15 protein-coding genes and 1 riboswitch are annotated in these 16,439 nt (G+C 73.5%); of the genes, 11 read left to right on the top strand and 4 right to left on the bottom strand.

Annotated features, from left to right (window positions below; translation table 11 throughout):
* Nucleotides 1-7: 7 nt before the first annotated feature.
* The 4 genes from M4D82_RS27815 to M4D82_RS27800 all read left to right on the top strand — a co-directional run bounded on the left by M4D82_RS27815 (nt 8) and on the right by M4D82_RS27800 (nt 4,892).
* Complete coding sequence (locus M4D82_RS27815) at nt 8-2,749, top strand: ABC transporter permease subunit (RefSeq protein WP_249768922.1); 2,742 nt, start codon at nt 8-10, stop codon at nt 2,747-2,749.
* Nucleotides 2,746-3,516 carry an ABC transporter ATP-binding protein gene (locus M4D82_RS27810; protein ID WP_249768921.1) on the top strand — a complete coding sequence of 257 codons (771 nt, stop codon included), beginning with the start codon at nt 2,746-2,748 and terminating at the stop codon, nt 3,514-3,516. The genes M4D82_RS27815 and M4D82_RS27810 overlap by 4 nt, the downstream gene beginning before the upstream one ends.
* Before the next feature lie 97 nt (nt 3,517-3,613).
* Nucleotides 3,614-4,456 carry an aldo/keto reductase gene (locus M4D82_RS27805; RefSeq protein ID WP_249768920.1) on the top strand — a complete coding sequence of 281 codons (843 nt, stop codon included), beginning with the start codon at nt 3,614-3,616 and terminating at the stop codon, nt 4,454-4,456.
* Between the two features lie 10 nt (nt 4,457-4,466).
* Nucleotides 4,467-4,892, top strand: a complete 426-nt coding sequence (locus M4D82_RS27800; RefSeq protein ID WP_249768919.1) for an RICIN domain-containing protein — start codon at nt 4,467-4,469, stop codon at nt 4,890-4,892.
* Nucleotides 4,893-4,907: 15 nt separating this feature from the next.
* Here the strand turns inward: M4D82_RS27800 and M4D82_RS27795 are convergent, their stop codons facing one another.
* Complete coding sequence (locus M4D82_RS27795; protein WP_249768918.1) at nt 4,908-5,213, bottom strand: 4a-hydroxytetrahydrobiopterin dehydratase; 306 nt, start codon at nt 5,211-5,213, stop codon at nt 4,908-4,910.
* Nucleotides 5,214-5,364: 151 nt separating this feature from the next.
* On the opposite strand from M4D82_RS27795, the gene M4D82_RS27790 reads away from it, so the two are divergent.
* The gene (locus M4D82_RS27790) at nt 5,365-6,165 is read left to right on the top strand and encodes a helix-turn-helix domain-containing protein (RefSeq protein ID WP_502989096.1); all 801 of its coding nucleotides are present in this window, start codon (nt 5,365-5,367) and stop codon (nt 6,163-6,165) included.
* Here the strand turns inward: M4D82_RS27790 and M4D82_RS27785 are convergent.
* Nucleotides 6,151-6,570, bottom strand: a complete 420-nt coding sequence (locus M4D82_RS27785) for a hypothetical protein (RefSeq protein ID WP_249768916.1) — start codon at nt 6,568-6,570, stop codon at nt 6,151-6,153. The two genes, M4D82_RS27790 and M4D82_RS27785, sit on opposite strands and share 15 nt — an antisense overlap.
* Nucleotides 6,571-6,876: 306 nt before the next feature.
* Between M4D82_RS27785 and M4D82_RS27780 the strand changes: the two genes are divergently transcribed.
* The 4 genes from M4D82_RS27780 (at nt 6,877) to M4D82_RS27765 (ending at nt 11,240) form a co-directional block, all read left to right on the top strand.
* Nucleotides 6,877-7,905 carry a hypothetical protein gene (locus M4D82_RS27780; protein ID WP_249768915.1) on the top strand — a complete coding sequence of 343 codons (1,029 nt, stop codon included), beginning with the start codon at nt 6,877-6,879 and terminating at the stop codon, nt 7,903-7,905.
* Complete coding sequence (locus M4D82_RS27775; RefSeq protein WP_249768914.1) at nt 7,902-8,468, top strand: toxin-antitoxin system, toxin component; 567 nt, start codon at nt 7,902-7,904, stop codon at nt 8,466-8,468. Before M4D82_RS27780 ends, M4D82_RS27775 begins: the two co-directional genes overlap by 4 nt.
* A 124-nt stretch (nt 8,469-8,592) precedes the next feature.
* The gene (locus M4D82_RS27770) at nt 8,593-10,065 is read left to right on the top strand and encodes an NAD(P)/FAD-dependent oxidoreductase (RefSeq protein WP_249768913.1); all 1,473 of its coding nucleotides are present in this window, start codon (nt 8,593-8,595) and stop codon (nt 10,063-10,065) included.
* Nucleotides 10,062-11,240 carry an MAB_1171c family putative transporter gene (locus M4D82_RS27765; protein ID WP_249768912.1) on the top strand — a complete coding sequence of 393 codons (1,179 nt, stop codon included), beginning with the start codon at nt 10,062-10,064 and terminating at the stop codon, nt 11,238-11,240. Before M4D82_RS27770 ends, M4D82_RS27765 begins: the two co-directional genes overlap by 4 nt.
* A gap of 72 nt (nt 11,241-11,312) precedes the next feature.
* Here the strand turns inward: M4D82_RS27765 and M4D82_RS27760 are convergent, their stop codons facing one another.
* Together M4D82_RS27760 and M4D82_RS27755 are read right to left on the bottom strand one after the other, a co-directional pair.
* Nucleotides 11,313-12,566, bottom strand: a complete 1,254-nt coding sequence (locus tag M4D82_RS27760) for an oxidoreductase (RefSeq protein WP_249768911.1) — start codon at nt 12,564-12,566, stop codon at nt 11,313-11,315.
* Between the two features lie 183 nt (nt 12,567-12,749).
* Nucleotides 12,750-13,595 (bottom strand): bifunctional 5,10-methylenetetrahydrofolate dehydrogenase/5,10-methenyltetrahydrofolate cyclohydrolase, encoded by an 846-nt coding sequence (locus M4D82_RS27755; RefSeq protein WP_249772212.1) that lies wholly within the window; start codon nt 13,593-13,595, stop codon nt 12,750-12,752.
* 100 nt (nt 13,596-13,695) lie between these two features.
* Nucleotides 13,696-13,790: riboswitch (ZMP/ZTP riboswitch) on the bottom strand.
* A 58-nt stretch (nt 13,791-13,848) separates the two neighbouring features.
* Between M4D82_RS27755 and M4D82_RS27750 the strand changes: the two genes are divergently transcribed.
* Nucleotides 13,849-14,610 carry a methyltransferase domain-containing protein gene (locus tag M4D82_RS27750; protein ID WP_249768910.1) on the top strand — a complete coding sequence of 254 codons (762 nt, stop codon included), beginning with the start codon at nt 13,849-13,851 and terminating at the stop codon, nt 14,608-14,610.
* 239 nt (nt 14,611-14,849) lie between these two features.
* Nucleotides 14,850-16,436: an RNA polymerase sigma factor gene (locus tag M4D82_RS27745; RefSeq protein WP_249768909.1), complete on the top strand. Its 1,587-nt coding sequence runs from the start codon at nt 14,850-14,852 to the stop codon at nt 16,434-16,436.
* Nucleotides 16,437-16,439: the final 3 nt, after the last annotated feature.

Below are 16,439 nucleotides of genomic sequence, written 5' to 3'. Positions count from 1 at the left end.
CCCCGGCATGGGAGATATCCTGGTCTTCGTCCTGAGCGGTCTGGTCTCCGGCGCCCTGTACGCGCTGCTGGCCACCGGGCTCGTGCTGTCGTACTCGGCGTCCGGGCTGTTCAACTTCGCGCACGGGGCCACCGCCTACCTGTGCGCGCTCACCTTCTACGAGCTGCACTCCGGCCTCGGTTGGTCCGCCGTCCCGGCCGCGCTGCTGGTGGTGTGCGTCCTGGCCCCGGGCCTCGGTTGGGGACTGGACCGGCTGATGTTCCGGCGCCTGGCCAGGGTCGGGGAGAGCGCCCAGATCGTGGCGACGATCGGGCTGCTGGTGGCGCTGCCGGCGGCCGGGCTGTGGGCCGTGGAGCTGCTGGCCGCCGCCGGAGTCCCGCTGAAGCCGGCCGAGAACCAGTTCGGACTGCCGGGGGTGGGGCCGAGTCCCGCCCGGTCCTGGCAGCTCGCGGACGGGGTCGGCGTCGACTCCGACCAGCTGATCACGTGGGTGGTCACGGCGGTGGTGGCGGTGGCGCTGTGGGTGCTGCTGCGGCACACGCGGCTGGGGCTGCGGCTGCGGGCGGCCGTCGACAACCGGTCGCTGACCGAGCTGCGCGGGATCAGCGCCGACCGGCTGTCGTCGGTGGCGTGGATGATCGCGTCCGCGCTGGCGGGCCTGGCGGGGGTGCTGGCGACTCCGCTGCTGGGGCTGTCCGCGCACGACTTCACCCTGTTCCTGTTCGTGTCGGCGACGGCGGCGGTCATCGGACGGTTCGCCTCCGTACCGCTCGCCTTCGCGGGCGGGCTGGGGCTCGGCGTGGTGCAGAACCTCGTCGCCGGGTACGCGTCGTTCGCCGAGGGGATCACCGGGTTCCGGACGGCCGTACCGTTCCTGATCCTCTTCGGCGGGCTGCTGGTGCTGACCCGGCGGGCGCGGACGGCGGGGGTCGCGGCGGTGGAGGTGCCGTCGGTGGACCACCTGGCGGGGGCCTCGTGGCGGCGCCGCTGGGGGGTGTGGGCGGTGGGCGCGGGGCTGCTGTGCGTGGCGTTCTACACCGTGACGACGCCCTTCTGGAGCGGGTTGCTCGCGCAGGGCCTGGCCCTCTCGCTGGTGTTCATGTCCTTCACGGTGGTGACCGGGCTGGGCGCGATGGTGTCGTTGGCACAGGCCACTTTCGTCACCGGGGCCGCGCTGGTGGCGGGGCTGCTGATGAGTCGGGGGTGGCCGTTCTGGGCGGCGCTGGTGGTGGGGACCTGTGTGGCGGCGGCCCTGGGCGCGGTGGTCGCGCTGCCGGCGCTGCGGCTCGGAGGGCGTTCGCTGGCCCTGGCCACGTTGGCGTTGGCGTTCCTGGCGGACCAGGTGCTGTTCCAGATGCGGTGGCTCCGGGGCGGGGACGCGGGCTGGCCGATCCCCCGGCCGGTGTTCGGGCCGGTGGACCTCTCCGACGACCGGGCGCTGGGCGTGGCGCTGGTGGTGCTGGTCGCGGTGGTGGCGGCGGGGCTGAGCGCCCTGCGGAACTCGCCGACCGGGCGGGCGATGCTGGCGGTGCGGTCGGCGCCGGCGGCCGCGATGGCCTCGGGGGTCTCCGTCCTGCGGACGAAGCTGCTGCTGTTCACGCTGTCGGCGGGGCTCGCGGGCTTCGGGGGCGTGCTGTACGCCTCGTACAACACCCGGATCACCGCCACGGACTTCACGGCGATGACGGGGCTGGTGTGGCTGGCGGTGGTGGTGGCGGCCGGGGTGCGCAGACCGCAGTACGCGGTGGTGGCGGGCCTGGTGTTCGCCGTCGCGCCGCGGCTGATGGCCGACTGGGTCACGGAGTCGGCGCACCTGCCGGTGATCCTCTTCGGCCTGGCGGGCCTGGCCCTGGCCAACGACCCGGACGGTTACTGCGCGGCCGTGCCGGTGCGCAGGGCCCTGCGGGCGGCCTCGGCGGCTTCGGCGGCGTCGGCGGGTCGGGTGCCGTCGCAGGGGGCGGTATCCGGGGCCGGGCCCCGGACGCGTGCGGAGGCTCCGCCCCCGGACCCCCGCTCCTCGAACGCCGGAGGGGCGGAAATGGGCGCGGACGCCTTGGTGTTGCGCGGTGTGGACGCCGGGTACGACGGCGGGCTCGTGCTGCACGGCGTGGACCTGACGGTGCGGCGCGGCGAGGTCCTCGCCCTCCTCGGGCCCAACGGCGCCGGCAAGAGCACCGTCTGCCGCGTCGCCGCCGGACTGCTGCCCGTCACGGGCGGGGTGGTCCGCGTCGCGGGACGGGACGCCACCGGCGACGGGCCCGTACGGCGCTCCCGGGCCGGGGTGCTCCTCGCCCCCGAGGGACGGGGGATCTTCCCCTCCCTCACCATCGAGGAGAACCTCGCGCTGCGCCTCCCGGAGGCCGACGCCAGGGCCGCCGTCTACGACCGCTTCCCCCGCCTCGGGGAGCGCCGTGCGGTCGTCGCCGGCGCCCTGTCGGGCGGGGAGCAGCAGATGCTGGCGTTGGCGCCGCTGTTGCAGCGGCCACCGGCGGTGCTGATCGCCGACGAGCCCTCGCTCGGACTCGCGCCGCGCGTGGTGGACGAGGTGTACGCGCTGCTGGTCGAGTTGCGTGCCGCCGGCAGCGCGCTGCTCCTGGTGGAGGAGAAGGCCGCCGGGATCCTCGGGGTCGCCGACACCGTCGCCTACCTCGCGCAGGGCCGCGTCGCGTGGTGCGGTCCCCGGGCCGAGGTGGAGAGCGACCGACTGACCGAGGCGTACCTCGGGATGGGGACGGGGAGCGGGTCATGAGCGGGTACGTACTGGAGGCGCGCGGGGTCAGCGTCCGCTTCGGCGGGGTCAGGGCCCTGACGGGGGTGGACCTGGGGGTGCGGGCCGGGGAGGTGTGCGGGCTGATCGGCCCGAACGGGGCGGGCAAGACCACCCTGTTCGACGTCCTGTCGGGCATCCGGCGCCCCGACCGGGGGCGGCTGCTGCTCGACGGCGTCGACATCACGCGCCGCTCCCCCGTGTGGCGGGCCCGGCACGGCGTGCGCCGGACCTTCCAGCGGCAGCAGCTGTTCGGGCAGCTGAGCGTGGCCGACAACGTGTTGGTGGCCCAGGAGTGGCGGGGCGGCGGGGGCGGGCTCGCCGCCGACCTCCTGGCGCTGCCGGCCCGGCGGGCCCGGGAGCGGGCCCGGCGGGAACGGGGCGAGCGGCTGCTCGCCCGCTGCGGTACGGGGGACCTCGCGCGGGCGTACGCGGCCGGACTGCCCGTGGGGCAGGCCCGGATGGTGGAGCTGGCCCGCGCCGTGGCCGATCCGCCGGGCGTGCTGCTGCTCGACGAGCCCGCCTCCGGCCTGTCGGGGCCGGAGCGGGAGCGGCTGGCCGAGGTGGTGCGACGGCTCGCCGACGAGGAGGGCTGCGCGGTGGTGTTGGTCGAGCACGACGTGGCCTTCGTGATGGAGCTCTGCGCACGGGTCGTCGTACTGGACCTCGGGACGGTCCTCGCGGAGGGGACGGCGGCCGAGGTGCGGGCGAACCCGCTGGTGCGGGAGGCGTACCTCGGCACGGCGTGAGCGTCGGGGCGGGAGGGCACGCGCGGCGGGAATACGGTGTACGGGGGGCCGGTTGTCGCCCCTCGTACACCCGCACCGACCCGAGGGAACGACCGACGTGATCCAGGTCCCCACCATCGAGCTCAACAACGGCGTCGCCATGCCCCAACTCGGCTACGGGGTCTGGCAGGTCCCGGACTCCGAGGCCGAGCGGGCGGTCGCGACGGCCTTGGAGGCGGGCTACCGCAGCATCGACACGGCGGCGGTGTACGCCAACGAGCGGGGCACCGGCAAGGCGGTGGCGGCCTCGGGCCTGCCGCGCGAGGAGCTCTTCGTCACGACGAAGCTGTGGAACGGACCGAAGCGGCGGTGGGGCCGCGACGAGGTGCTGCGCGCCTTCGACGACTCGCTCGCGAAGCTGGGCCTCGACCGGGTCGACCTGTACCTCATCCACTGGCCGCGCCCGATGCGCGACGACTTCCCGCGCATCTGGAAGACCTTCGAGGAGATCGCCGAGAGCGGCCGGGCCCGCGCCGTCGGCGTGTCGAACTTCCGCCCCGTGGACCTGGAGCGGCTGGGCGCCGAGAGCGCGCTGGTGCCGGCCGTGAACCAGATCGAGCTGCACCCGCTGTTCCCGCAGGAGGAGCTGCGCGCCCTGCACGCCTCGCTGGGGATCGTCACCGAGGCCTGGTCCCCGCTGGGCCAGGGCAAGGAGCTGCTCACCCTGCCGGCGGTCACCGCCGTCGCCGCGAAGCACGGCCGCAGCGCCGCGCAGGTCGTGCTGCGCTGGCACCTCCAGCGGGGGAACGTCGTGATCCCGAAGTCGGTGACGCCGTCGCGGATCCGGGAGAACCTGGACGTGTTCGACTTCGCGCTGGACGCGGACGACCTCGCGGCGCTGGACGCGCTGGGCGCCGACGGCCGGCGGATCGGGCCGGACCCGGCCGTCTTCGACGCGTGAGGGCGGGCCTGTGAACCTTCCCGAAGGGGTCTACCGGATCCGCAACGTGGCCAGTGGCCTGGTGCTCCAGTTGGAGGGCGCCTCCCGGGTGCGGGTGGGGCCCGACGGGCCGCCCGCGCCCTCCGCCGCGCGCCGCTGGCGGATCTCCCCGGCCCACAGTGGCGGCGGGATCTTCCACGTCGTGAGCGAGGACAACGGCAGGCGGCTCGACGTCGCGAACGCCTCGATCGAGAGCGGGGCGCGGGTGCAGGTGTGGCGGCCCAACGCGTTCGGGGCCCAGGAGTGGATCGTCGAGGAGCACCTCGACGATCCGGGGGTGGTCTCGCTGGTGGCCGGCATCAGCGGCCTGTCCCTGGAGGCCGATCCCGAGGGCCGCGCCCGCCAGTGCGAGGACACGGACTCCCCCACCCAGTGGTGGCGGCTGGAACCCGTGTGACGCCCGCGGGCCGCGTCAGCGCACGCCGTGGGACGGGGCCAGGGCTTCGACGCGTTCGGCCAGGGCGAAGTCGCTGTCGGTGACGGAGTCGCCCGCGCTGTGGGTGTTCACCGACACGCGAACGGTGTTGTAGCCGAGCGTGAGGTCGGAGTGGTGGTTCAACTCCTCCTGTACGGCGACGATGTGCGCGACGAGGGCGCCGGCCGCGGCGTGCCCGCCCAGGCGGTAGGTGCGGACGAGGCGGTCGTTCTCGTAGGCCCAGCCGGGGAGTTCCCGCAACCGGTCCTCGATCTCCTTCTGCGACAGCGGTTCGCTCGACATCCGCGGCTCCCTTTACCCATGACGTGGTGTCCCATGACGTGGTGTCCCGTGACGTGGTGTCAAGGTTCCCACAGCGGCGCGGTGGGAACCCTGATTGACCGCCACCCGACCGGGCCTTCCGTCCTCGGCTACCGTCAGGGGCATGACCAGCATGTCCAGCACGAGCGGCCCGACCGCGGTCGGCGCCCTGCTCCGTACCTGGCGCGAGCGGCGCGGCATCAGCCAACTGGAGCTGGCGGGCCGCGCCGATTCCTCCTCCCGCCACATCAGCTTCATCGAGACGGGGCGCTCCCGGCCGAGCGAGGAGATGGTGCTGCGCCTCGCCGACCGTCTCGACGTACCGGTACGCGAGCGCAACGCGCTGCTGCTCGCGGCCGGGTACGCCCCGATCTACGGGCAGACGCCGCTCGACGCGCCGACGATGGAGACGCTGCGCGAGGGGATCCAGCGGCTGTTGACGGGTTACGAGCCCTATCCGGCCCTGGTCGTCGACGCGACGTACCACGTCGTCGCCGCCAACCGGGGCATCGCGATGCTGCTGGACGGGCTGCCGGAGCACCTGCTGGCACCGCCGCTGAACGCCATGCGGATCACCTTGCACCCCGAGGGTCTGGCACCGAGGATCCGCAACCTGCGGGAGTGGCGCGGGCACCTGCTGGCGCAGATGGAGCGGGAGATCGCGCTGGCCCGCTCCGGACCGCTGCGCGCCCTGTATGAGGAGGTGGCGGCCTATCCGGTCGTGGAGCGCCCCGGCGATACGGAGCCCCGTGAGGCGGTCGCGTACATCGCGCTGCCGTTGGTCATCGAGCACGACGGGCACGTGCTGTCCTTCGTGTCCTCGATCGCCACGTTCAACACGCCGATGGACGTGACGGTCGCCGAGCTGGCCATCGAGACGATGCTCCCGGCCGACGCGGCGACGGCGAAGTACCTGCGCTCACTCGGTGACTGAGCGCAGGGCGAGCTGCTGGAGCAGGGCGAAGCCGGCGACGACGAGGCCCTGCGCGGGGATCCACACGGCTCCGGCGGTGGTCGGGGTGAGCCAGACGAAGAGGGAGACGAGGCTCAGGGCGGCCCAGGCGTAGTTGGTCTCGATCACCAGCGTGACCGGCAGGGCCGGCGGCCGGCGGCGCGAGGCGAGGAAGCCGACGGCGGCTCCGTACGCGACGAGCAGGACGCCGAGGGTGAGCAGAAGGCCCGCGTCGACACCGAGCAGCCGGCCGAGGGGGGCGGAGAAGGCCACGTAGGCGAGGCCGTTGCCGGCGGTGACGGCGGAGTCGAGGGCGAGGAAGCGGCGCAGCGCCGTCCGGGGGGCGGTGGTACGGGCGAGGGTGGCGAACAGGGTCGTCGCGGACATGGCGAACCAGCCTCCGTCGAGGGTCGAACGTGCGGGTGGGATGCGGGTTCCGGGACCGAGTGCGCGGCCCCGGAACCCGCCTGCACCACTGTGCCGCCGGGCCCCGGCGCGGGTCGATTACCTGTCAGGTCATGCCCACCGTCGAGCCGGCGTGTCGGGGGCCGGGCGCCTGCGGGCGGTGCCAACCTTTTTTGAGGCCGCATCGTGGGAAATGTTGGGGTTGCGCTGGTGGGGGTGGGGGCCGCGGGCTACTCTGCACGGAGCCGAAACACTCGAACGCCCTGTCGACGTACGGAGAATCCTCCGGTGCCAGCCGCCGCCCGACCTGATCTCACCGCGTCGTGGGATCGTGTGGCGGAGTTGGCCCGCCGGCGCGGGCAGGACCCGGGCGAGGTCCTCGCGGTGGAGCGGCTCAGCCACCTCTCGGGGGTCGCACCGGAGCTGATCCACCGGGTGGTGGCGGGCACGGCGGTCGACACCCCGCTGGACCGGCGGGTGCACCGGCGGTTCCTGCTGCTGCGCGCGACCCGTCGCGACAAGCACGGCCGGGAGTGGCCGCTGTCCGCGATCGCCGAGGAGTTCCGGGCGCCGGGCGCCTCCCTGGGCCCGTTGAACGCCGGCACCGGACTGCCCCGCCTCGGCCACGCGGCCGGTGTGCAGCGCTTCTTCGGGGTCTACGCCGGCTTCCTGCTGGCCGACAGCAAGAGTGCGGTGGAACGGGCCCTGGCCCGCGCCCCGTACGACAGCGCCGCTGCCGGCGCCCCCGACGACCTCGAACGCCTCTCCTACCTCAGCGGCCTCACCCCCCAGGCCATCCGACTCACCCTCGACGGGCGCCCGCCCCGGCTCCCGCTCAAGGAGCAGGTCCACCAGCGTTTCGAGCACCTGCGCCGGACCCGGCCGCGCCCCGACGGCCAGCCCCACTCCCTGACGGCCATCGCCGCCTCCTTCGACGCCTCCGGGCAGTCCCTGACCCGGCTCGCCCGGGGCGAGGGCCTGCCCAACCTGGCGGCGGCGGCCGGGATCCAGCGGTTCTACGGGGTCGAGAGCGGCTTCCTCCTCGCCGACGACACCGAGGCGCTGGCCGGCGCACTGCTCGACCTCGAACGGCGGTTGCGGACGCCGGAGCCCGAGGACGACAACCCGCTGCTGGCGGTGCTGCGCGCCCACGACGTACGGAACATGGTGTCCCGGGCCGGACGGCTGTCCCCGGCGGGCCGGCAGTCCTTGGCCGACTACCTGGACGAACTCCTCGCCCGGGAGGGCCGGCTGCGACCGCCGTCGCCCACCGCGCCCACCGCCGCGGACCGTACCTGCGAAGGGGAAGCGCCATGAGGACCACCCGGGCCATGCGCGGGCTCGGCGCCGACCTGCTGGCGCACACCCGCGTCGAGCCGCCGGGCGGCGCCCCCGAGATCATCGGCGGCCTCTGCGCGGCCTTCGCGCGCCGTCACCGGGACGGACGGCCGCTGGACTTCCACTTCACGGCCTTCCCGCCGGGCACCGCCAGCGGACTCTGGCTCCAACTCGACGACCGCGACCTGATCGTCATCGAGGCGCGCACCCGTCCCGAGCACCAACTCGTCATCGCCTGCCACGAGCTGTGGCACATCGCCGAGGGCACCTGCTACAGCCTCGGCCCCGCGATGACGGCGGCCGCCCGGCTGGCGGGACCCCACGGGAACCTCACCGAACTGCTGCGGTCGGACCACGGGCTGGACAGCGTCGTCCGACAGGCCGCCGCCCGCGCCGACCTGGGGGATCCCGCGGAGATCCGGGCCGAGACCTTCGGCCTGCACCTCGGCAAGATCCTCAAGTCGTTGCTTCCACCACCCCGGCAGGAGAGGCTCCCCGAGGAGATCGAGCGGATCAAGAGCACGCTCGGCTGGAGCCGTTAGGGGGTCGCCCGGGGTCGACCCCCCGGCGCGACGGGCGCCGACACATCGCGCCCGTCCCGGCCCCCTCCTCCCCACACGTACGCCGCAGCCGGCCTCCGCGCGGCCTGACAGAGAGCACCACACGATGACCCAGTCCACCCCGCTCCGCCACGCCGTGATCATCGGCGGCAGCATGGCCGGCCTGCTCGCGGCCGGCGTCCTCGCCGAACACGCGACGGTCACGATCATCGACGCCGACACGCTGCCCGACAGCCCGGCGCCCCGGCGGGGGCTGCCGCAGGCCCGTCACGTCCACGTCATGTGGTCGGGCGGCGCGCGGGCCATAGAGGAGATCCTGCCGGGCATCACCGAGGAGTGGACCGCCGCCGGCGCGATCCGCCGCAGCCTGCCGACCGACCTGGTGACGATGACGGCGCAGGGCTGGATCCCGCGCTGCGGGGAGAAGCAGTTCAACATCTCGTGCAGCCGTGACCTCCTCGACTCGGTGGTCCGCCGACGCGTCATCGCCCTGCCCGGGGTCACCACGCTCCAGCGCAGTCGGGTGCGCGCCCTGGAGGGCACGGCCGCGCGGATCACCGGTGTCCGCGTCGACACCCCGGAGGAGGAGGGCCGGCTGATCGCGGCCGACGTCGTGGTGGACGCCAGCGGGCGCGGCTCGCGGGCCCGCGCCTGGCTGGAGAAGCTCGGCGTGAGCGGCGTACGGGCGGCGGGGGTGGACTCCGGTCTGGTGTACGCGACCCGGATATTCGAGGCGCCGGCGGGAGCGCACGAGCTGGGCTTTCCCATCGTCAACGTCCAGTCCGACCCGCGGGTGCCCGTACCCGGCCGGACCGCGACGATCGTGCCGATCGAGAACGGCCAGTGGCAGGCCACCCTGTCCGGCACCCGGGGCGGCCAGCCCACCAACGACCCCGAGGAATTCATCCCGTTCGCCAAGAGCATCCGCCACCCCATCGTCGGCGAACTCCTCGAAGGGCGAAAGCCGCTCACGGACGTCGCCGTCACGCAGGGCACCGCGAACCGGCGGATCTTCTTCGAGAAGACCGACCTGCCGGACGGGTTCTTCGCCGTCGGCGACTCCGTCGCCACCTTCAACCCGCTCTACGGGCAGGGCATGACGGTCGCCGCCCGCGGCCTGTTGGCCGTCCGCTCCCTGCTGCGCGACGGGGGCCTGTCGCGGCCCGGCTTCGGCAACGCGGCGCAGCGCGCGCTCGCCCCGCAGGTGGCCACCGCCTGGGAGCTGGCCACGTCGCAGGACATCCAGTACCCGGGCGCCACCGGCATGAGGCCGAAGCCGGGCGCGGGGCTCCTGGACGCCTACGTGGGCCGGCTGATGACCGGGGCCACGACCCAGGAGCCGCTGACAGCGGCCTTCCTGGAGGTCATCACCATGACCAGCCCGCCCACCCACTGGTTCCGGCCCGAGGTGATGTGGCGGGTGCTGCGGGCCTCCGCGCGGGGCGCCCTCAAGGCGCCGCCGCTGACGGCGGCCGAGCGGACGGTGGCCGGGCTCGACGGCGCCGCCCGGGGAACGACGACGCCCGCGGCCACCCCGGACACCGTGGACCCGGCCGGTCGCGCCGACCACGCCCTGTGAAGCAGGGGCTGCCGCTCTACCTGGCGGGGTCGGTGATGGTGCTGGCCCTGCTGGTCAAGGCCCCGGCCCTGCGCCGGGGCTGGGACCAGCCGATGATGCGGGCGGTCTGCGCGCTGCTGGGCGTCGGCTGCGTGCTGACCTTCCTGGCGGCGCCGCCCACGCTGGCCGCCGTCAACCGCGGCACCGGGATCGTCAACTGCGCGGCCCCGCTGGTGTACAGCGTCCTGACGGCCTTCTCGGGGGCCTCCGTCGTCCTGATGCTGCACTGGTCGGGGGGTCCGCCGGCGGCCCTGCGGCGGGCGACGTGGGTGACGGTGGGCGTGTTCGGCGCGGTGAGCGTGGCGATCGTCGTGCTGTTCGCGGTCGGGGACGCGCCGGTGGAGCGGTTGCGGGACCTGGACACGTACTACGCGAACACGCCCTGGTTGCGCGAGATGATCGTCTGCTATCTGGTCGCGCACATGGCGGGCAGCACGGCGCTGACCCTGCTGTCCCTGAAGTGGCTGCTGCGCCTGGACCACGGGATGCGGCCGCTGCGGTCGGGGCTCGCGCTGCTGATGCTCGGCGGGGTGCTGGACCTCGGCTACGTCGTGGCGAAGTGGGCGGCGATCGGGGCCCGTTGGGCCGGTCACGACTGGGACGACCTGTCCACGTACGTGGCTCCGCCGCTGGCCTCGGCGGCGGCCCTGCTGATGGGCGCCGGGTTCGTCGTGCCGATGGCCGGCGGATCGGCGACCTGGCGGGACTTCGCGCAGTACCGGCGGCTGCGCCCGCTGTGGAAGGCGCTGCGCGCCTTCGCGTCCCTCAGCGTGACGACGGTGCCGCTGACCTGGTGGTCGCCGATCGGGATCCGGCTGATCCACCGCGAGTCGGTGATCGACGACGGGTTGTTGGCCCTGGCGGGCTGGTTCGACCCCGAGGTGCGGTCGGCGGCCTACGCGGCCGCGCGCCGCCAGGGTCTGGCCGAGGCGGCCGCCTCCGTGGTGGCGGACGCCGCCATGCTGGCCGCCGCCTGCCGGCTGCGCGCGGCCGGCCACGGGCCGCCGACGCCTCCCGTGACCGGGGACGGTTCCCCGTACGGCCTCGCCGGCCACCCCCTGACGGCCCTCGCCCGCGCCTTTCACCGCTCCCCCGTCGTGGCGGCGGCCCTGCGGGGGGAGCCGGCCGGGCGGTAGGGGGCGTGGTCAAAGTAGCGTCGGCCGCCCGGAGGGCGCTCAGACGAAACTTTGACGACACCCCCTGGGTGGTCAGCGGGTGGCCGGGTGGGGGGCCGGTTCGCGGGCGAGCCAGGCGCCGTAGGCACGGAGTCTGCGGCGGTGGCGGAGGTTGTCGGTGGTGAGGACCCAGCGGGGGGAGGCCCGGGGGCGGGGTTCGCGGCCTTGGGACAGGCGGGCCAGCTGGAAGCGCATCAGGGCCAGTACGCCGGCGCCGGCCAGGTCCCGGTCCTTCCACGCCAGCCGGGGCACGGTGACCCCCACGTCCTCGCCCGCCCGCCAGCGCGCGGGCAGGTCGGGGTGCAGGGCCAGGGCGGAGGCCATGCCGACGACGGCGACGCCGCGGTCGAGGACCCGTTCGGCGGTGGCCCGGCGGGCTATGCCGCCGGTCAGCATGAGCGGGACGGTGGCGGATTCCAGCAGGTTCTCGGCCAGGGAGAGGAAGTACGCCTCCCGTTCCAGGGTCCGCCGGTCGGCGGTGCGGCCGAGGGTGGCGGGGCTCTCGACGTTGCCGCCGGAGAGTTCCACGAGGTCCACGCCGAGGCCGCCGAGGACCGCGAGGACCTGGCCGGCCTCCTCTGTGTCGAAGCCGCCGCGCTGGAAGTCGGCGGCGTTCAGCTTGATGCCGATCGCGAAGCCGGGCGAGACCGCGGCGCGGACGGCCGCGACGACCTCGGTGAGGAGTCGGACGCGGTTCTCCAGGCTGCCGCCCCAGCGGTCGGTGCGCCGGTTGACGAGCGGGGAGAGGAACTGGCTCAGGAGGTAGCCGTGCGCGGCGTGGATCTGTACTCCGTGGAATCCGGCCTCCTCGGCGCGGCGGGCGGTGACGCCGAAGCGGGCGACGGTCTCCCCTATGTCGGCCTCGGTCATGGCGGTGGGGCGGGCGAAGCGCTTGGTGTGGCGGCCGAGGCTGATGGCGACGTCGGAGGGGGCCCATGCGGTGCCGGGCATGTCGGAGCCGACCTGGCGGCCCGGGTGGTTGATCTGCATCCAGACCTGGCCGCCGCCGGCCGCCGCCGCCCGCGCCCAGCGGCGGAAGGGCTCCAGCGGGGAGTCGGCGTCCAGGACGATGGTGCCCGGTGCGGTGAGGGCCCGCCGGTCGACCATCACGTTCCCGGTGACGATGAGTCCGGCGCCGCCGCGCGCCCAGCGTGCGTAGAGACGCTCGACGCGCTCGTCGGGCAGCTGGCCGGGCTGGGCGGCGAGGCTTTCCTCCATGGCCGCCTTGGCGAGGCGGTTGGGGAGGGTGGTGCCACCGGGTAGGTCGAGTGGCGCGAACAGGTCCATCGCAAATCCCCCCAAAAGCGTGCTGCTTGGGCCGTGCGGCGACCCGGGGCACAAGATACCCGCCATGCGCGACGGTCCGTCAGGCATCTGCGGAACCTTCCGGCGGGGGTGCTTTCGACGTCAAACACGACGCCCCGGACCGAAGGGCCCGGGGCGTTCGTCGTACGGGGTGAAAGGCGGAGGTCAGAGCTCCCCGAGGGACAGACCGGCCTGCTCGGCGGCGGCGCGGACGGTCTGCTCCAGCAGGACCGCGATGGTCATCGGGCCGACGCCGCCGGGCACCGGGGTGATCAGCGAGGCGCGGGCGGCGGCGGACTCGAAGTGCACGTCGCCGACGTTGCCCTCGTTGTAGCCCGCGTCCAGCACGACGGCGCCGGGCTTGATGTCCTCGCCCCGGATGAACTCGGCCTTGCCGACGGCGGCGACCAGCACGTCGGCCTGGCGCACGATCGACGGCAGATCCTCGGTGCGGGAGTGACAGTACGTGACGGTGGCGTTGCGCTCCAGGAGCAGCATCCCGGCGGGCTTGCCGAGGATGGCGCTGCGGCCGACGACGACGGCGTGCTTGCCGGTGAGGTCCACGTCGTACTCCTCCAGCAGGCGCATGATGCCGCCGGGGGTGCAGGAGACGAAGCCGGGCAGCCCGAAGCCCATGGCGGCGAAGGAGTGCATGGTCACACCGTCGACGTCCTTGCCGGGGGCGATGGCCTCGAAGGCGGCGCGCTCGTCGATGTGGTGCGGGACGGGGTGCTGGAGCAGGATGCCGCTGATCTCCGGGTCCTCGGAGAGGGCGGTGATCGTGGCGACGAGTTCCTCGGTGGTGGTCGACGCGGGCAGCTCCACGTGGCGGGAGGTGATCCCGGCCTTGGCGCAGCGGTTCTGCTTCATGCGGACGTAGGTCACGGAGGCCGGGTCCTCGCCGACCAGGACGGTGGCGAGGCAGGGCGCGGTGCCGGTGCGCTCGGTGATCTTCGCCGCGTGGCCGGCGGTCCGCTCCGAGATGCGGCGGGCGAGGGCGGTGCCGTCCATGAGCCGGGCGCCGGAGGTGGGGGCGGCGGGCGCGGAGGCGGGCTGGGCAGTCTGGGCGGTCGTCACGGGGTCTCCTGAACGTCGCTGCGGATCGCGGTTCGCGGTTCGCCCAGGCGCGCGGCAGTCGGCGTACGTCAGGCACGCCGGGCCGCTCCCCGGTGGTGATCCACCCGAACGCCAGTCACGGCCCGCCGCCCACTGTAGTCGACATATGCGGTGGATGACCGGCGCCCGACCTGGGACGATCAATCCCATGACGCGTACTTTCGATCACCTCGTCGCCGAGGCCGAGTCCGTCTCCGTCGAGGGCTGGGACTTCTCCTGGCTCGACGGTCGGGCCACCGAGCAGCGTCCCTCCTGGGGCTACCAGCGGCTGCTGCGCGAGCGCCTGGCCCGGGTCCGGTCGGCCCTGGACATCCAGACCGGCGGGGGCGAGGTGCTCGCGGGCGCGGGTCCCCTGCCGCCGCTGATGGCGGCCACCGAGTCCTGGCCGCCGAACATCGCCAGGGCGACTCGACTGTTGCACCCGCTGGGCGCGGTCGTGGTCGCGGACACCGACGAGCCGCCGCTGCCCTTCGGCGACGAGGCCTTCGAGCTGGTCGCCAGTCGGCACCCGGTGACCATCTGGTGGGACGAGATCGCCCGGGTGCTGACTCCCGGCGGCACCTACCTCTCGCAGCAGGTCGGCCCGGCGAGCGTGTTCGAGCTGGTCGAGTACTTCCTCGGACCGCAGCCCGAGGAGGTTCGGCGCGCCCGGCATCCCGACGACGCCGTCGCCGATGCCACGAAGGCGGGGCTGGAGGTGGTCGCGTTGCGCTCCGAGCGGCTGCGGACGGAGTTCCACGACATCGGAGCCGTGATCTACTTTCTGCGGAAGGTGATCTGGATGGTGCCCGGCTTCACGGTCGGGCAGTACCGGGACCGGCTGCGCGAACTCCACGAACGGATCGAGCGCGAAGGCCCGTTCGTCGCGCACACCGCCCGGTTCCTGATCGAGGCCCGCAAGGCCGGTTGACGGACCGACCGGCGGAATGTGCGGCTCCGGAGCCGACGGATCCACACCGGATCCGGTTGCGCGGCCACAGCGTGGCGCAGGTCACTCAATTCAGCGCGTAACGAATCGACTCGGGCGTGCGATGAACCGACAGGTGTCCTCGCGCGGCCCGGAATACAGACCCCCCTCGTGTCTGTTTCCCGAGTTCGCGCGATGATGTCCCGCCCACTCCTTAATCTGTTCGCAACGAGAGGCTCCTTGTGTCGCTCAGCCCGTCCCGTACGTTCCCTCCGGAGATCGCCGAATCGGAGGCCCTCGTCGCGCTCGTCGAGCGTGGCCGCGAGCAGGGTCACATCAACGGTGACGATGTGCGCCAGGCCTTCGAGGCCGGCCGCATCCCGGTGGACCAGTGGAAGCGGGTCCTGCGCAGCCTGAACCAGGTCCTGGACGAGGAGGGTGTCGCCCTCCACGTCAGCGCCGCTCCCGCCACGAAGGCTCCTGCCAAGAAGCCCCGCAAGGCAGCCGCCGCCCCCGCCCGCACCGTGGCCAAGAAGGCCGTCGCCGCGCCGCGCCCGATCGGCGCGCGCAAGGCCTCGGCCGCGAGCGCGGCTCCGGCCGCCGCCGCGGCGATATCCGCCACGTCGACCACCGCCGGGGACGAGACGACGGTCGAGGCCGCCGCCGAGCCCAAGAAGCGCGTGGTCAAGAAGACCGCGGCCAAGAAGGCCACGGCCACCAAGAAGACCGCCGCCCCGAAGAAGGCCGGCGCCAAGGACGCCGACGACGCCGAGACCCCGGCCGTCGAGGGCGAGGACTGGGCCGTCGAGGACCTCGCCGACGAGGCCGAGGAGGAGACGCCCAAGGCGGGCACCCAGGGCTTCGTGCTGTCCGACGACGACGAGGACGACGCCCCGGCGCAGACGGTCATGGTCGCCGGCGCCACCGCCGACCCCGTCAAGGACTACCTGAAGCTGATCGGCAAGGTGCCGCTCCTCAACGCCGAGCAGGAGGTCGAGCTCGCCAAGCGCATCGAGGCGGGTCTGTTCTCCGAGTACAAGCTCGAAGAGGAGGAGGACCACAAGCCCGCGTTCAAGCGCGAGCTGGAGATCCTCGTCGAGGACGGTCGCCGCGCCAAGAACCACCTGCTGGAGGCCAACCTCCGCCTCGTGGTCTCGCTGGCCAAGCGCTACACGGGCCGCGGCATGCTCTTCCTGGACCTGATCCAGGAGGGCAACGTCGGTCTGATCCGTGCCGTGGAGAAGTTCGACTACACCAAGGGCTTCAAGTTCTCCACGTACGCGACGTGGTGGATCCGCCAGGCGATCACCCGTGCCATGGCCGACCAGTCCCGCACGATCCGCATCCCCGTCCACATGGTCGAGATCATCAACAAGCTCGCCCGTGTGCAGCGCCAGATGCTCCAGGACCTCGGCCGGGAGCCCACTCCGGAGGAGCTGGGCAAGGAGCTCGACATGACCCCGGAGAAGGTCATCGAGGTCCAGAAGTACGGCCGCGAGCCGATCTCCCTGCACACCCCGCTGGGTGAGGAGGGCGACAGCGAGTTCGGTGACCTCATCGAGGACTCCGAGGCGGTCGTCCCGGCCGACGCGGTCTCCTTCACCTTCCTCCAGGAGCAGCTCCAGTCCATCCTGGGCACCCTCTCGGAGCGCGAGGCGGGCGTGGTCTCCATGCGCTACGGCCTCAACGACGGCCAGCCGAAGACGCTGGACGAGATCGGCCGCGTCTACGGGGTCACCCGCGAGCGCATCCGCCAGATCGAGTCCAAGACCATGTCGAAGCTGCGCCACCCGTCGCGTTCGCAGGTGCTGCGCGACTACCTCGACTAAACC

The sequence above is a fragment of the Streptomyces sp. RerS4 genome (assembly GCF_023515955.1).
GTDB lineage: Bacteria > Actinomycetota > Actinomycetes > Streptomycetales > Streptomycetaceae > Streptomyces.
This window is presented reverse-complemented; position numbering and strand designations above follow the sequence as displayed.

Excerpts from the sequence above, each read along its gene's own strand:
- M4D82_RS27815 (WP_249768922.1), top strand. The coding sequence starts at position 8 with ATGGGAGATATCCTGGTCTTCGTCCTGAGCGGTCTGGTCTCCGGCGCC.
- M4D82_RS27810 (WP_249768921.1), top strand. The coding sequence starts at position 2,746 with ATGAGCGGGTACGTACTGGAGGCGCGCGGGGTCAGCGTCCGCTTCGGC.
- M4D82_RS27795 (WP_249768918.1), bottom strand. The coding sequence starts at position 5,213 with ATGTCGAGCGAACCGCTGTCGCAGAAGGAGATCGAGGACCGGTTGCGG.
- M4D82_RS27790 (WP_502989096.1), top strand. The coding sequence starts at position 5,365 with ATGTCCAGCACGAGCGGCCCGACCGCGGTCGGCGCCCTGCTCCGTACC.
- M4D82_RS27785 (WP_249768916.1), bottom strand. The coding sequence starts at position 6,570 with ATGTCCGCGACGACCCTGTTCGCCACCCTCGCCCGTACCACCGCCCCC.
- M4D82_RS27775 (WP_249768914.1), top strand. The coding sequence starts at position 7,902 with ATGAGGACCACCCGGGCCATGCGCGGGCTCGGCGCCGACCTGCTGGCG.
- M4D82_RS27770 (WP_249768913.1), top strand. The coding sequence starts at position 8,593 with ATGACCCAGTCCACCCCGCTCCGCCACGCCGTGATCATCGGCGGCAGC.
- M4D82_RS27760 (WP_249768911.1), bottom strand. The coding sequence starts at position 12,566 with ATGGACCTGTTCGCGCCACTCGACCTACCCGGTGGCACCACCCTCCCC.
- M4D82_RS27755 (WP_249772212.1), bottom strand. The coding sequence starts at position 13,595 with ATGGACGGCACCGCCCTCGCCCGCCGCATCTCGGAGCGGACCGCCGGC.
- M4D82_RS27750 (WP_249768910.1), top strand. The coding sequence starts at position 13,849 with ATGACGCGTACTTTCGATCACCTCGTCGCCGAGGCCGAGTCCGTCTCC.